The organism is Polaribacter sp. Hel_I_88, from assembly GCF_000687935.1.
Classification (GTDB): Bacteria; Bacteroidota; Bacteroidia; order Flavobacteriales; family Flavobacteriaceae; genus Polaribacter.
On record NZ_JHZZ01000001.1, the window covers coordinates 2,017,856 to 2,032,778 of the forward strand.

The 14,923-nt window shown below is 29.4% G+C and carries 12 protein-coding genes; 3 read left to right on the forward strand and 9 right to left on the reverse strand.

From position 1 onward, the window contains the following. Positions 1–25: 25 nt before the first annotated feature. Together P161_RS0109070 and tsaB are read left to right on the forward strand one after the other, a co-directional pair. Positions 26–1,357: a TolC family protein gene (locus P161_RS0109070; protein ID WP_026776694.1), complete on the forward strand. Its 1,332-nt coding sequence runs from the start codon at positions 26–28 to the stop codon at positions 1,355–1,357. An 81-nt stretch (positions 1,358–1,438) separates the two neighbouring features. Further along, positions 1,439–2,125, forward strand: a complete 687-nt coding sequence (tsaB, locus tag P161_RS0109075) for a tRNA (adenosine(37)-N6)-threonylcarbamoyltransferase complex dimerization subunit type 1 TsaB (RefSeq protein ID WP_026776695.1) — start codon at positions 1,439–1,441, stop codon at positions 2,123–2,125. Here tsaB and P161_RS0109080 read toward each other — a convergent pair. From P161_RS0109080 to P161_RS0109095, 4 genes are all read right to left on the reverse strand, one after another. After that, positions 2,122–2,790, reverse strand: a complete 669-nt coding sequence (locus P161_RS0109080; RefSeq protein ID WP_026776696.1) for a hypothetical protein — start codon at positions 2,788–2,790, stop codon at positions 2,122–2,124. The genes tsaB and P161_RS0109080 overlap by 4 nt on opposite strands. A gap of 39 nt (positions 2,791–2,829) precedes the next feature. Further along, positions 2,830–3,636 (reverse strand): mechanosensitive ion channel family protein, encoded by an 807-nt coding sequence (locus P161_RS0109085; RefSeq protein ID WP_026776697.1) that lies wholly within the window; start codon positions 3,634–3,636, stop codon positions 2,830–2,832. A gap of 62 nt (positions 3,637–3,698) precedes the next feature. After that, complete coding sequence (locus P161_RS0109090; RefSeq protein ID WP_026776698.1) at positions 3,699–4,055, reverse strand: DUF1304 domain-containing protein; 357 nt, start codon at positions 4,053–4,055, stop codon at positions 3,699–3,701. Positions 4,056–4,070: 15 nt separating this feature from the next. Next, the gene (locus tag P161_RS0109095) at positions 4,071–4,271 is read right to left on the reverse strand and encodes a dodecin family protein (RefSeq protein ID WP_026776699.1); all 201 of its coding nucleotides are present in this window, start codon (positions 4,269–4,271) and stop codon (positions 4,071–4,073) included. Between the two features lie 161 nt (positions 4,272–4,432). Between P161_RS0109095 and P161_RS0109100 the strand changes: the two genes are divergently transcribed. After that, on the forward strand, positions 4,433–4,786 hold the full coding sequence (locus P161_RS0109100; protein WP_026776700.1) for a toxin-antitoxin system YwqK family antitoxin: 354 nt from the start codon (positions 4,433–4,435) through the stop codon (positions 4,784–4,786). Positions 4,787–5,197: 411 nt separating this feature from the next. On the opposite strand, the gene P161_RS0109105 is transcribed toward P161_RS0109100, so the two are convergent. The 5 genes from P161_RS0109105 to ruvA form a co-directional block, all read right to left on the reverse strand. After that, positions 5,198–5,923 (reverse strand): energy transducer TonB, encoded by a 726-nt coding sequence (locus tag P161_RS0109105; RefSeq protein WP_026776701.1) that lies wholly within the window; start codon positions 5,921–5,923, stop codon positions 5,198–5,200. Positions 5,924–5,985: 62 nt separating this feature from the next. After that, positions 5,986–6,363 carry a VanZ family protein gene (locus P161_RS0109110; RefSeq protein ID WP_051605708.1) on the reverse strand — a complete coding sequence of 126 codons (378 nt, stop codon included), beginning with the start codon at positions 6,361–6,363 and terminating at the stop codon, positions 5,986–5,988. Beyond that, on the reverse strand, positions 6,329–6,709 hold the full coding sequence (gcvH, locus tag P161_RS0109115) for a glycine cleavage system protein GcvH (protein ID WP_026776703.1): 381 nt from the start codon (positions 6,707–6,709) through the stop codon (positions 6,329–6,331). The genes P161_RS0109110 and gcvH overlap by 35 nt, the downstream gene beginning before the upstream one ends. Before the next feature lie 29 nt (positions 6,710–6,738). Continuing rightward, positions 6,739–13,932 (reverse strand): cell surface protein SprA, encoded by a 7,194-nt coding sequence (gene sprA / locus P161_RS0109120; RefSeq protein ID WP_026776704.1) that lies wholly within the window; start codon positions 13,930–13,932, stop codon positions 6,739–6,741. A 4-nt stretch (positions 13,933–13,936) separates the two neighbouring features. Then, positions 13,937–14,518 (reverse strand): Holliday junction branch migration protein RuvA, encoded by a 582-nt coding sequence (gene ruvA / locus P161_RS0109125; RefSeq protein ID WP_026776705.1) that lies wholly within the window; start codon positions 14,516–14,518, stop codon positions 13,937–13,939. Between the last annotated feature and the right edge of the window lie 405 nt (positions 14,519–14,923).

Sequence of the window (14,923 nt, forward strand, 5' to 3'; positions counted from 1 at the left end):
ATAATCAACCAAAAATAATTACGTTTTGAAAATTAAACTTATAGTATTAGTAGCGTTAATGACTTCTATAGCTACTTTTTCTCAAAAAAAATGGACACTTAAAGAGTGTGTAGACGAAGCTTTAAGAAAAAACATTTCTATTCAACAAAACAAACTAAGTCTTGAATTAGCCAAAAAAGATGTTGAAATTGCCAAAGGAAATTTTTTACCAAATTTAAATGCTAATACTGGTGGAAATTTAAACTTCGGAACTGGTTTTGACCCTGTATCTCAAGATAGGGTTAATACAAGTTTTTTTGGAGGTTCTATAGGAGCAAGCTCTGGTATTACTGTTTTTAACGGTTTTAGAAATACAAACATTTTTAAACAGGCTCAATTAGGCGTAGAATCTAGCTTATTAGATTTAAAAAAGATTGAAAATGATATTTCTTTATTTGTTGTAAACGGGTACTTAAACGTATTATTTGCTAAAGAAAATTTAAGCGCGGCTAAAGTTCAATATGAAATAAGTAGAACTCAAATTGAAGCTGCAGAAAGTAGATTTAAAGCAGGTGTTATACCAAAAGGAGACTTATTAAATACACAATCTACAGCAGCTACTAATTTACAAACGGTTGTTACTCAAGAAAATGCTTTAGATTTGGCGTTGTTAAATTTAGCACAGCTATTACAAGTTTCTGCAGATAATTTTGATGTAGCTCCAGTAGATGTTGGTACACCATCTGCTAATTTATTTTATAAAAATTCATCATCAGTATATGACAAATCTTTAGATAGATTGCCAGAAATTGCTAGAGCAAAATTAGCTATTGAAAATGCTGATTTTAATATTGAAATTGCAAAGGCATCTTTTTTACCTTCAATTACTGCATCTGCAGGCTTGTCTACTAATTATGGTTACAATTTAAATTTACCTCCTGGTTTTTCTAATAATGCATTTTTTGATCAATTAAGTGATAACTTAGGTTATGGACTTGGTTTTAATATAAGTATTCCAATTTTTAATCGTTTTCAGACAAAAAATAGAGTTTCACAATCAATCATCAATAAAGATATTTCTGAAACTAGGTTAGAAAGCGAAAAATTGAATTTAAAACAAACTATAGAACAATCTTTTTTAGATGTTAAAACAGCATTAAAAACTTTCGAAGCTTCAAAAATATCTTTAGAAGCGCAACAAGAAGCATTTAAAAATGCTCAAGAAAGCTATAATTTTGGAGCAATGACACAATTTGATTTCGATCAAATAAGAGCACGATTGGTAAATGCAGAAGCTGCTTTAATACGTTCTAAGTATGATTATGTTTTTAAAACGAAAGTATTGCAATTTTATGCTGGAGATTTAGTTTTAGAATAATTAAAAAAAAATAACGATTCAAAACCTCACTAATTTTAGTGAGGTTTTCTTTTGATTTATATTTGCAAAAACAATAAGATTTTGAGCATCATTTTAAATATAGAAACTGCCACAAAAAACTGTTCTGTTAGTATTGCAGAAAATGGAAACATAATTGCTATTAAAGAATTAAATAATGGCAATTATTCTCATGCAGAAGTATTACATCCATTTATTGTTGATGTTTTAAAGGAGGCTAGTTTAACTTCAAAAGAAATAGATGCTGTTGCAGTAAGTAAAGGGCCAGGTTCCTATACAGGTTTAAGAATAGGAGTTTCTGCTGCAAAAGGTTTATGTTTTGCTTTTGATAAACCTTTAATTTCTATTGATACTTTAACATCCTTATCGCATGCAGTTTCTATCGATTCTGGTTTTATAATACCCATGATTGATGCAAGAAGAATGGAGGTTTATGGAGCTGTTTACAATAACCATAATCAACAGGTTAGAGATATAAAGGCAGAGATTATTGATAAAAATTCTTATGCTAAATATTTAGATCTTGATAAAGTTTATTTTTTAGGTGATGGTTCTCAGAAGTGCAAATCAATAATTACACATAAAAATGCTGTTTTTGTGGATGATACATATCCATCAGCAAAAGAAATGGCACAATTATCTTTTGTTAAATACCAAAAAAGCGACATAGAAAATGTCGCTTATTTTGAACCTTTTTATTTAAAAGATTTTATTGTAATTCCTGAAAAGAAAAAGAAGCCTACTTTTTAAAGTGAGTTGAAATAGGTTACAATCTTTTTTAAATCTTCTAAATCTTTATTATTTAGCCTATTACTTTTCATATAATTTTTAATTTCTGATTCTTTTCCGTCGAAAATAGCATAGAATTTTCTCTTATTACTTGGGACTTCTATAATACTATTATTATCAAATTTTATATAAAATATATCATCATTTCTAATAAAATCTGCTTTTTTACCAGCTACATAGCTGTTTACAGGAGGTTTTTCTTCTTGGTACGTTACAGTTTGTCTTGATAATAACTGATTTTTTCCTTCATTATGAACTATAAAGTATTTTAAATCATTATTAAGCTCAAAAAGCTTGTATTTAGTATTCAAATTTTGGAATACAATTGTTCTGTCATTTATCTTCTTCAAATATAATAATTGATCATTCTTAGAAAATTCCATTTCATCTCTGTACATATTATACCTTAGAAAAAATGTTTCAACAATATCATCTACATTGGCTGCCAAATAGCTTGTAGTGATATACATTTTAGGTGCTAATTCCTTAAATTCTTCGGATTTATCAATTTCTGTATTTGGATTAAAAATTGTGTTATATGAAGTTCCACTACCAGTAGTAATTCCCCCAACTTGAGAGAAAGCTAGTGCAGGTAACATTAAAATTGCTATAAAAATTTTTTTCATAATATATTTAGTTTTTATTTGTTTAATTAATATCAATAACTATGCCTTTTTTACAATATTTACGTTATGAGGATAAGGTATTTCAATACCAGCTGCATCAAAAGCTTCTTTAGTTTGTTCCATAACATCAAATTTTACTGCCCAATAATCTTCCTTTTTAACCCAAGCTCGTGTAAAAAAGTTAATAGAACTATCACCCAATTCAGATAAATTTACAGCAGTTGCAGGTTCTTTTAAAATTAATGGATGTTTGTTTAAGATACCGAAAATAATATCTTTTGTTTTTTTAATATCAGAATCATAACCAACACCAAAAGTAAAATCTACTCTACGTGTAGCTTCTGTACTGTAATTTACAATATTTCCGTTAGAAAGTGCTCCATTTGGAATAATTACTTCTTTATTATCTGTAGTATTTAACTTGGTTGTAAATATTTCGATTTCTTTTACAGTTCCACTTTCTCCTTGAGCTTCTATAAAATCACCAATTTTTATCGGTTTAAAAATCATGATTAATATACCACCAGCAAAATTACCTAAAGAACCTTGTAAGGCTAATCCTATAGCTAAACCAGCAGCTGCAATAATTGCTGCAAAAGATGTTGTTGCAACGCCCAATTGAGAGATTACAGTAATAAATAAAAGTATTTTTAAAATCCAACCTAAAAGATTTCCTAAAAATTTTTGAAGTGTTAAGTCAACACCTCTTTTTTGCATTAACTTTCTTGAAGATTTTATAACTATTTTAATTACATATAAGCCAATAAGTAGTATTAATAATGCAGTTATTACTTTAGGTGCATATAAAAATAATAGATCTTGAGCTGTTTTAATAAATTCTTCCATTGTTTATATTATATTTTAATTTGAAACAAAAATAACAGTTTACATTTAAAAAGAAGAAAATATTAAAGTAATAAAACAGATAAAATACTTAAAAAGGCTGGTATGGTTTGGATGTATAAAATTTTAATAGAATTAGTAGAATATGCACCATAAATACCAGCTATACAAATACATATTAAAAAGAATAAAGCAACGTCTAATTTACTGCTAACTATAGACCAAATTAGGCCAGCTGCTAAAAAACCATTATACAAACCTTGATTGGCAGCCATAATTTTAGTTTCTTCAGCAAATTTTTCATTTTTAAGATTAAAAGCTTTTATTCCTTTTTTCGATGTCCAAAGGACCATTTCTAAATAGAGAATATAAATGTGAATTAAAGAAACTAATCCTATCAAAATAATTTGTAGAGTATTCATAATTAAAATACGTATTTAATTTACTTCGAAAGTAATTTTTACATTAACCCTAAACTCAGTAATTATATTGTCGTTTACTACAGCACTTTGCGATTGCACAAAAACAGATTTTATATTTTGTATTGATTTTGCTGCATTTTTTACAGCTTTTCTGGTTGCTTCTTCCCAGCTTTTGTTTGAATTTGCTAATACTTCTATAACTTTCATAACAGCCATAACTTTTTGTTTTAAAATGATTTAATGTAAATATAGATTATTTTTACAATAATATTTAATAGAAAATTCCAATGTTAATTTAATGTTACCAAATTGTTGCTTTATAGTTAGTTTATTTGTATATTTGTAATTATAATGTTAACCTTAAAACCAAAGTCACAATGAAAAAATTTTTATCAATATGTATGTTAAGCATAGCAACTATAGGTTTTTCACAAGATAATAAACCATCATTTAAGGCTGAGGGAGATCTAGTAAAAGCTACGTACTATTATGAAGATGGATCAATAAAAACTGAAGGTTTTTTTAAAGATAAAAAACTTACAGGAGAGTGGGTTCGTTTTGATAAAGCTGGTAATAAAACACAATTAGCATATTATGAGTCTGGTAAAAAAGTAGGCAAATGGTTTATATGGACTGATGAGGCTTTAAAAGAAATTAATTATGAAAATAATTCAATAGCTTCTGTTAATATTTGGAAACCAGAATCTAAAATTGCGCTTAACGAAGATTAATTTTTCTCATTAAAAAATATTTAAGATCCATTAGAAAATTTCTAATGGATCTTTTTTTGTTTATATTTTTCTATTCTATTTTCTATACTAGCTATAATTTACAAATTGCCAGATTATATATTAGAAGCTAACATTCTTTATTTATAAACCTATAATCATTTTACAGTCATTTTAAAAGAAGATTAAATGCGACTTTGAAGGAATTCATTATGCTTTAATAGATTTAAAAAGATAAAAAAGTAGGAACTAGATTATAATTAAATATTTTTTACTCATTATAATTTAAAGTATTTATAAGATAATAGTTAACTTAATTAATAATGTATCAACTATAAAAAAGATAAATTTTTAGGAATAAAAAAAGTCGTTTAGAGAAACTCTAAACGACTTTTTTAAAATGTATTATAGTTGTTATTCCACAATTAATGTAAAAGGAATACTATACTTTACTCCAACTGGTTTTCCTCTTTGTTTACCAGGTTTCATAGTTGGTAATTGTTGCATTACACTTATTACCTCACTTTTAATCTTTGGGTGTGGAGCTCTAGTTTGAACATCCACAATTTTACCAGTTTTATCAATTTTAAAACTGATAAAAACTCTTTTCTTACCAGGAGCTAAACCAAGTTCATTTGGTAGTTGTGCATCAAACTTTCTAGAGAAATGTCTTTGTACTTTTTCACTAAAACAAGCTTTTAATTCTTCTTTGTTTCCTTCACAACCAGGAAAAACAGGTACATCTTCAATAATCATAAAACTTACGTCTTCGATTACTTCTTCTGCTTCAGAAATCTCAACAATTTCATCTACAATTACAGCTTCTGTTTCATCTGTTTCTGTAGTTTCCATCACTGTTTCTTCGATTTCTTTATCATCTTCAACAATCTCAATTTTTTCTGGAGTTGGTGGTGGTGGTGGTGGTTTTTGTTTTGGAGGTTCAGGTTGTTGCATTACAATTGGAATATCTTCTTCCATTTCTGATCTCATATCAGCAACAGCCAACTCACCATAGGTTTTGTCGTATGTTTTTTGTTCTATTACAGCATAGGTTACAAATAAAGCCAATACAAGCCCAATCTGCATAAATATTTTGCTGAAATTTTCTAAATTCGATTTAGGATTTTTTTTAATTTCCATTATTAAACATTTTATAGATTGCTAATTTAAATAAATTATTGTGTTAAATACAAGTCTTAGCATTAATTAATGTATTTTTTTTTAAAAAAAAAATTAAAAATGAATAATGCTAATAAAACACCTAACGAATTTGCTAAAACATCTTTATAATCTCCTGTTCTGTAAATCGTTAAAGTACTCTGTAATACCTCAATAATTATGCCAAATAATATACAACAAATTACAATGATATATTTTTTATTTGGTTTTTTGTAAAAAGAGAATAACCATGTTAAAGCCAAAACAAAATAGGCAATACTGTGATATGCTTTATCTATATTTTTTACATCAACACCTGTACTTGGTAATTTTAATAAACTTAAAAAGATAATAGCTATGGTTATTGCAACTGCAATAACAAATAAATTATCCAGAAATAAGGTCTTTATACGCTTCAGCATCTAATAAGTTGTCTATTTGAGATGCATCAGAAATTTCGATTTTGATCATCCATCCTTTGTTGTAAGGGTCTGTGTTTACTAATTCAGGATCGTTTTCTAACTCATCATTAAATTCAATTACTTCTCCAGTTAATGGCATAAATAAATCTGAAACTGTTTTTACAGCTTCTACAGAACCAAAAACGTCTCCTTCTTCTACAGTATCATCCAAGGTATCAACATCAACATAAACAATGTCTCCTAATTCTCCTTGTGCAAAATCTGTAATTCCTACAGTTGCAATATTGTTTTCAATTTTAATCCACTCGTGATCTTTAGTGTATTTTAATTCAGCTGGAATATTCATTTTTTACTTTTTAGATTTTTGTTTTTATTTTAATTTCCTCCTAAGTTATAAACTAAATTTATACCTCCATTAATTGCCTGTCTTGGGAATGTAGTAGAGATTGCAAATTTAGATGTTTGGTGATTATAATAAAAAGAAGCTGTTAAATTGCTACTTAATATATAATCGGCTGTAAATTTAATAGAAAATAATCTTTGACCACCACTAATTTGATTATTATCTTCATCAATATATCTAATTTGTGTTAAATTATCTCTTAAAGAAACATCTGCTCTTAAATTTATATCTCCTTTTAAGGTTGTTTTTTTACCTGTAAAACGCGTATTAAATTTAACATCTTTAAAAACGTACCCCAAACCAACAATATATTCTGTACCTGCAATATCTGTTAAAGTACTGTTGTTAAAGTTCATGGTTAAAGTTCTGTCCCTTTTTATTTCACTTCTTAACGAAAATGAATTTCTCATTTTCATATCTACTTTTATTAATGGTGAAAACTCATCAACTAAAGTAGCACTTGCAATTAATCTTTGTGGTTCAAAATTACCAGCTATATTTTTTTGAGTAAAAGCGGTATCATCTCCATATTGTAAATTGTTTGTAAAATTAGATATTGTATAAGAAGAACGATATCCATGAGAAACTACAAATGAAGAAAAATTCTTTTTAAACCAAGCCATTTTCATAAAACCATTGTAGCGTAAAGTCCAATTTGGAATTGGAATATTTCTGAACAAGCCCGTATTTACTTTGTTTGGATCTTTGCCAGAATATGCTGCCATAAAAGCAGGTAATAAAACTTGCTGACTATTTTCCCCAAATCCTGTAGCATCTACTCCAGGGTTTTCTCTGGCAAATCTATTTGCAATTTCTCCTCTGTAATCTTTCATGGTTTGAAACAAAGCATCTCCATCTTTAAATGCTGTAGAAAACATGGAGTAACTTGTACTAAAGTTTCCTGTTTCAAACGTATCAATTCCAAAATCGATAGCTCCAGTTGCTGTACCATCTTGAATAATATCTAATTGCTGAGATAAATCGCTTGTTTTAATTTTATTACCCCTCACATCAATATTTAAATCATCAAAAGGTTTTAAGGTAAATGTATAATCTAACTTATTATAGGCAGTTCTGTTATAGGTTTTATTAAAGTAAGCACTTTCATCAATATTTGGCGTTGTTGGGTCATCAACTAAAGCTCTAGGCTCTACTAACCAGCCATTTATAAGCGCTTTGTTTCTAATATCTACTTGACTACCAAATGCAAAAGAGGTTGGTGGGCCTCCTAAAAACCCAGTACCTGCATCATAACCTTGTAAATATTGGCCGTTGTTTTCTGTATAACTTATTTGCCCTTGTTTTACTGAAGTTAATAGTTCCCAAGTGGTTTTTAAAATTTTCTTACCAATAGGTAAATTTTTACTCGGTCTTATTCTTGCTGTATTTTTTCCTTTGGCATTTTTACGTTGTGTTTTGGTAAGTAGCAATTTTTCGAAACCAACACTTTTGTAAATCTTATCAAAAGAAAAAGTAGTATTTAAATTGTGAGTATTTGCATTCTGAATTACGTTACCAATTTGCTCAACAATAGTTTCATCTTGAGATGATACTTGCCAATCATAATCTGCAGTGTATCCATAATCGGCTTTCATAAAACTTAAAAATGGAAATTTATCTAAAGGCAAAGCATAGGTTGCATTTAATTTTTGATGATATTGATTTGCTCTTCCTGTATTAAAGAAATCATCAAAAATTTGCAATTCTTCTCCACTTCCAAAAGCATCATAAATGTAATTATTGCTTGCGTTAAAGTTTAGTACAATGGATCTTGTTAAATCGAAAGCCACAGTATAATCCCAATCAAATAAAAATCTACGTTGTTTTAATTCTGGTTGTGCAGATAATCCAGGTACCAAATTTCTAGATTGTTGCTCATTATAATTTCTATTAATCCTAGAGTTGATGGCAACTGTAGTTGGTATAGGGTTAAAGTTAAAATCTTTTATAAATTTTAAATACTTGCTCGTAAATAAGGAATCATTTTTCTTAAAAGGTTCAATGGGTTTCGAGTTGAAATTAAAATTGTAAGCAGCAGATGCAATTACATTTTCATTAATATATTTTTCAATATTATAATCTCTATGAAACTCTTTATTATGTGAATAAGAAACCGCTACATTTTCCACATCATAAAACTTAGGTTTTTTTGAAGTGTTCGGATTTCTATTCTTTTTAACATTGATAAAACTAATACTCGTTCTTTTTGTATAATCTCTAGAAAACTCACTATTTGGATTCTGTTCTAGTGCATCAGCTAACGTTACATCTTGGTATTGAGGATCAAATTTTGGGTCTATAAATTTTTCGCCAACACTATAACTCATAGGGATTTGAATTCCCCATTTTTGAGGCGTTAAAACTTTGCCTAAGCTTAATGTTGTTGCAACATCATATTGTTTGGTTTCATCTAAACTACGTTGGTTTACTCTGTCTTCTACATTTCCAAATCCTATGGTTTGCATGCTTCCAGAAAGCGATACGTTTGCAACATCAGCAAAATTGGCATCAGCATTCATAACAGCAGCCCAACCAGCTTCGTTGTCAAAACCAGCAGAACGCAATTCGTTAAACCAAATTTCACCAGATTTATTTGAAGTACTTATGTTTTTTAACCCTAAAACAATAGTTCTTAATTGTGCTAAAGTTGGGTTTCCTTTTACTGTAATTGTATAAGGAACATCGGTTTGTGCAGAAGATGTAAAAGGTTCATTTATGGCTGCTCCAATAGCATCTCTTTCTAGTTTTACTTTTCCAAAACTCTCTAAAAAAGCATCTAAATTATTTTCTTCTGGCCAAATATCTAATTGGCTATTACCACCAGAACTTACTGTTAAAGGCATTTCTAATTCGTAGTAATTTTCATTTAAATCTGTACCTAATCTTATTACTCCAGCAAAATCATTATCAGAAATAGGAGCTTCTACATTTAAACCTTCTAAGTGCATAAACATTTTAAGATTCTTAAAACGTCTTAAATCTACACTAATATTTTTAAAAATTGCGCGGGTTTTGTTTGGTTCTAAATTGGTAACTTTTAAGGTAACAGATTGCTCATTTTGCAATTGCACAGTTGTGGTTCCTTGCAAACGTTCACGTTCTATACCTGGAGGTTGAATGTAACTTCCATTATTTTGTTCAATACTTACAACACCAACCTCAAAACCTTCTAGTTCTGCTTGCGTTAATTCTCTATCAGGATCAATTGCTGGATCTATAGTTCTTGTATAGCGTCTCCAATCTCCACGAACTAAATCTAACTCTCCAAAACGAATTACTACAGGTATTTTAAAGTTTGTTAAGTACATTCTTACAAAACGAATACTGTTAAAGTCAGAAATTCCATTTACAGGCGTTCCATTTCTTATAGGAACTCTAAATTGATACCATGTAGTTTCTTGTGTATTTCCGTTTTCTAAAGTTACAGAGGTTGTTTTAGAATCTACAATAAAATTTCTACCTTCTCTTAAATCATTTTTATTCATAGAAATCTTATACTCATAATAACTCTCAACAGTATTCATAGTTTGATCTCTGTTGATGTCTTCCACATCTGGGTATGTTGTAGAAGATGTAGGATATGTTTCTGGTGATTGATTTAACGTTGGCGAGTTGCCTTGTGTATTATTAAAATCTTTATACCTTGTTAAAACGGATGCATTAATGGCATCTAAATTTCCTCCTCTAAAAAATTGAAAGTTATCAGAAGCAATATCATTAGGATTTAAACGGTTAAAATTGATATTTAAATTCAAAGAATCTGATAATTTTTGTAAATTTTGTTGCTCTTCAATATCATTTAAACCATCAAAACCTAAATCTTGATTTGTTCTTGCAGCATCTTCTTCGCTAAATGCATATATAATTGATGGATTTCTTGGCACATCACCCCAAATAGTTTCGTTAACGTTAGAACCTGGTATTTTTACACCATCTTCTGGCAAACCGTTTTCGAACATTTTACGATTATCCTTTACAATATCTTCAGAGATGTTTCCTAAATTGATATATAAATCTCCAACTTGATTGGTAATGTTTTCAGGATTTACGCCTTGAGGTAAACCTTCTTCTTCTGTAATAGAATAATTTTGATAAGGATCCATTACCCAAAACTGAATAAATTCTACATTGGCTTGATCAAAATTGTTTGTGTTTAAAGGACGCATAATTCCACCCCAATTCTCTTCAGGATTAATAAACTTACCTTCGTTATTAACATCATTATTAGTGGTGTTAAAATTATAAGAACCTCTTTCTTCTGGAAAATAGGCTAAATCTAATGTTCTTATTTGTGTGTTTTGGGTGATGTCAAATTGCTGATTAGGAAATAATTCAGCAAAATTAATTTGTCTTGTTTCTGCTCTAGACAATTCATCTGCATCTACACTTGCAGGTGTTTCTCCAAATCCATAAAAAATCTGATCAATACTATACCAAGCTAATTTTCCTCTTTTATAGTTGTAAGTCAAACCACTATTACCACCATTAAAACGATCATTTGCTTGATTATTTGGGGTACTTGCTTCATACCAATCTAAAGCCGATAATAAGCTAATTGGTATTTGCGATGCTTCAAAATCATCTATATAAGAAGTTGCAGCTCCAGCAACATCAATACCACTTGGTGTTCCTGGCAACAAATACGCCATATCTCCACTTACAGATAAGTTAGAAGGTACATCTGTATCTACAAAAGGTAATTTATTTGCTAATTTAGTAAAATAAGGAACTTCTGTAGAATAGTCGAAATTGAAACCTAACATTGTATTGTTAATAGGTTCTGCTCCAAAGTTTACTTTAGGTGTTAAAGGCCTTTCATTTACATTTAAAATAGTAGCACCAACTACTAAATCTTCAGAAAAAACATGCTCTATATCAACACCCATAAAGGTTTTTCTTTGTTGATTAAAAACAGCATTATTTTCTGTTGATACATTTATTGGAGTTCCAGAAGCTTGTAAGCCAGGATCTATAATTTGCACTCTTCCTAATTGATAATCTACTACATAATCTACACCTTCTACCAATTGTCTTCCTCCAGCAGTTACTCTTACAGAACCTCTAGGAACGTTAAAGGCGCCAATAGGAATTCCGCCAGCACTTTCCGATTTAAAGTATCCTTTTAAAAAGTATTTATCTTTATTTTGAAAGTTGTTTTTGATGTTAATCTTGGTGTTTAAATACAATTCCCTAAACAAAAAGCGTTCATCTACAGCAGGATTCAAACCAACATCATTTGGATTATTAGGATCTATAATTAAATCATTACCAAATGGTTCTGGTTCTGGAAATATTACAAATCCGTTTTGAGAATTTACTGTAATATCTTCTACATAATCGAAAAAACCATCTGGAGTTCTAAACTGACTTTGGTCTAACTGGTCTAATTTAAAAACTTGAATTAACGGAATTGTAGGAATATCTGGTGTGTTTGCATTCTGTAAAACATTGGATGCAATACCTGTATCATCATCTCTATATTGAATTTCGAAACGGAAACCATCTTGTGTTAAAGGGAAAGCACCTAAAGCATAAATGTTTTTCATCATCAACCTCCAAGTTGGGAAAGATTCATCTCTACCCGTTGTTGGGTTTGTTCTTTTTGTTTGTAAAATTTCTGAACGTAATAATTTTACAGCTAAATTATTTGGTGCTTGTACACCATCATTAGAGAATTCACCAACTTTAAAAGACTTTTTAGAGTTTGCACCATTTACAGTTCCTGCAACTGTATATTCATAAGCAACTGCTAAAACTTCACCATCATTTAATCTTCTATTTAAAGAAATATACCCTAATTTAGGATTTAATCGGTATTCATTCGCATTCAGTTTTCTTGCATTTTCAAGAATAGAATAATCTGTTCCTTGTTGCATTTGAAACTGATTATTTAAGGTAGCATCTACATTAGAAACATCTCTAATACCATCTAAAACGTTTTGTGTATAAATATTATTGGCATTATTTTGAGGCAAATTTAATTGCTGTCCATTTGCATTAATGCTAATAGGGTCAACAGGTTGTACTGTTCCTGCATCATCTACCAAATTTTGATAAAAGTTATTATTGGCGTTAGGATTGTTTAATTCTCCTAAATCTGCTAAAGCTACAATACTTCTAAAATCTTCAGTTGCTGCATTTCTGTTGGTAATCCAAACTTCAATACGAGTAATGCTAACTTGGCTGTTAATTAATGGATATTGTTTTAACGAGTTTGCGTAATTATCAATAAAAAATTGTGATAAGAAAAAATGTCTGTCATTATCATAATCTGTAGTTCTTAACTCAAATTCTTCAATTGATGCACCAGCTTCTGCAACCACAGTTTTACTTTCTGAATTTTGTTGCGAAAAAACAGCGGTAACATTAGTGTTTCCAAATTGTAATTGAGTCTTTACACCGAATAAACTTTGCGCGCCATTTATTAAGGAATTTTTAATAGGCATAGCAACATTACCAGCCTCAATTCCTTGCAAAATATCGTCTTCTGTGGGTGTGTAATCTAATTTCACTAAATTCTGAAAATCGAAACTAGCTTGGGTATCATAATTTGCAGTAAACTCCAAGCGCTCCCCAATTTTTGCACGAATACTTGCATTTATTTGTTGATCGAAATCAAAAACCAAACTGCTTCTATTTTCTTCGGATATTTGTGGGTTTTCTGTATTTTGATAAATAAAACCAAGACGTACGCTTAAATTTCCAGTGGGTGTAAATTCAATTTTATTACCTCCAAAAATAGATTCGAAGAACTTTGAGTTTACATAATAATCTGGTAATAAGTCTTTTTGAGCGGCTGCAGCACCTTTCTTTTTGCTATTCGTTGCACTTACTTTGTCTTTAAAATATTGCAACATATCTCGCTTTAAACGATATTGAGCATATTCTTTACGTGTTAAAAAAATGGGTGTTTTTGTATAATAATCGCCAATTTTTTCTACGATTACATATCTGTTTAAAGTTTTGTCAAAAATTACTTCTTTTTTGGCTAAGTCATCTAAAAAGAGACCTCCTTTTTGGGTGTTGTTAAAATCGTACCTTAAATTTAAGGTATCTTTTTTTACAATTGTAGAATCTTTACTTTGTTTTGTTTGTGCATTAAAAGAAAAATTTACTAGAAAAGTAAATAGCACCACTAAAAGTATATTTTTTAAAAATCTAATCAATTGATTATAAGTTTTTTAAAGCTAGTTTTATAATTTTTTCAACGGTAGCATCAGGGTTTTCTTTTAAAACAGCATTTACAATCTTTTCAGATTGTTTTTTATGAAACCCTAAAACGTCTAAAGCAGATAACGCTTCATCTTTATTTGTATTGCTTTCAGTATAGGAAATTGCATCAACATCAAAGGTTTTTAAGATTTTATCTTTTAAATCTACAATAACTCTTTGTGCAGTTTTTGCACCAATTCCTTTTACAGATTGAATAACAGCCACATTTTCTGAGGCAATTGCATTTTGAATTTCCTCACTGGTCATAGAAGAACACATAGTTCTTGCAATACTAGGCCCAACACCAGAAACCGAAATTAAAAGTTTAAAAACCTCTCTTTCAGTCTTGTTGATAAACCCAAACAAGGTGTGTGCATCTTCTCTTATCGATAAATGTGTGTATAAAACTACATTTTCATCTGCAGGCAAACCAGAAAAAGTATTTAGTGAAATATGTAGCAAATACCCAACACCATTGCAATCTACAACTACCTCTGTAGGACTTTTCTCTACCAACCTTCCTCTAACTTGTGTAATCATTCCTTTTTTTTCTTGGCGTCTAAAGTAATAATTTATTTTAGGTTAGTTGCATTCCCTATTTAGAAATACTAATAAAAAGTTAAAAGAAGTTGAGAGTGTTATAGAAGTAGGTTTAAAATATGGGTAAGATTGTTTGTAATCGATTTATATTTAGGTTGTTATATTGTAAGTATTTTTGGTAATTTTATTTTTTATAGATAGTACTGGTTATTTTTCTATTTGTTTTATTCGGATGTTGTACGCAGTTTTTTATTGACAATAGTGAATTACAATTCCATCATTTAATTCAGACGTGTCTAGTCCTGAAATATGGTTACAGGTAAAAATTGTTTTTAAGCTGATAATTGATATATCATATTTGGTGTTTTATAATCTAAAGATACGTGTAATCTAATTTCATTGTAT

What these genes read in the sequence shown, in the direction of transcription:
- P161_RS0109080 (WP_026776696.1), bottom strand. Translation starts at nt 2,790, where the DNA reads ATGAAAAAAATTTTTATAGCAATTTTAATGTTACCTGCACTAGCTTTC.
- P161_RS0109085 (WP_026776697.1), bottom strand. Translation starts at nt 3,636, where the DNA reads ATGGAAGAATTTATTAAAACAGCTCAAGATCTATTATTTTTATATGCA.
- P161_RS0109090 (WP_026776698.1), bottom strand. Translation starts at nt 4,055, where the DNA reads ATGAATACTCTACAAATTATTTTGATAGGATTAGTTTCTTTAATTCAC.
- P161_RS0109095 (WP_026776699.1), bottom strand. Translation starts at nt 4,271, where the DNA reads ATGGCTGTTATGAAAGTTATAGAAGTATTAGCAAATTCAAACAAAAGC.
- P161_RS0109100 (WP_026776700.1), top strand. Translation starts at nt 4,433, where the DNA reads ATGAAAAAATTTTTATCAATATGTATGTTAAGCATAGCAACTATAGGT.
- P161_RS0109105 (WP_026776701.1), bottom strand. Translation starts at nt 5,923, where the DNA reads ATGGAAATTAAAAAAAATCCTAAATCGAATTTAGAAAATTTCAGCAAA.
- P161_RS0109110 (WP_051605708.1), bottom strand. Translation starts at nt 6,363, where the DNA reads ATGCTGAAGCGTATAAAGACCTTATTTCTGGATAATTTATTTGTTATT.
- gcvH (WP_026776703.1), bottom strand. Translation starts at nt 6,709, where the DNA reads ATGAATATTCCAGCTGAATTAAAATACACTAAAGATCACGAGTGGATT.
- ruvA (WP_026776705.1), bottom strand. Translation starts at nt 14,518, where the DNA reads ATGATTACACAAGTTAGAGGAAGGTTGGTAGAGAAAAGTCCTACAGAG.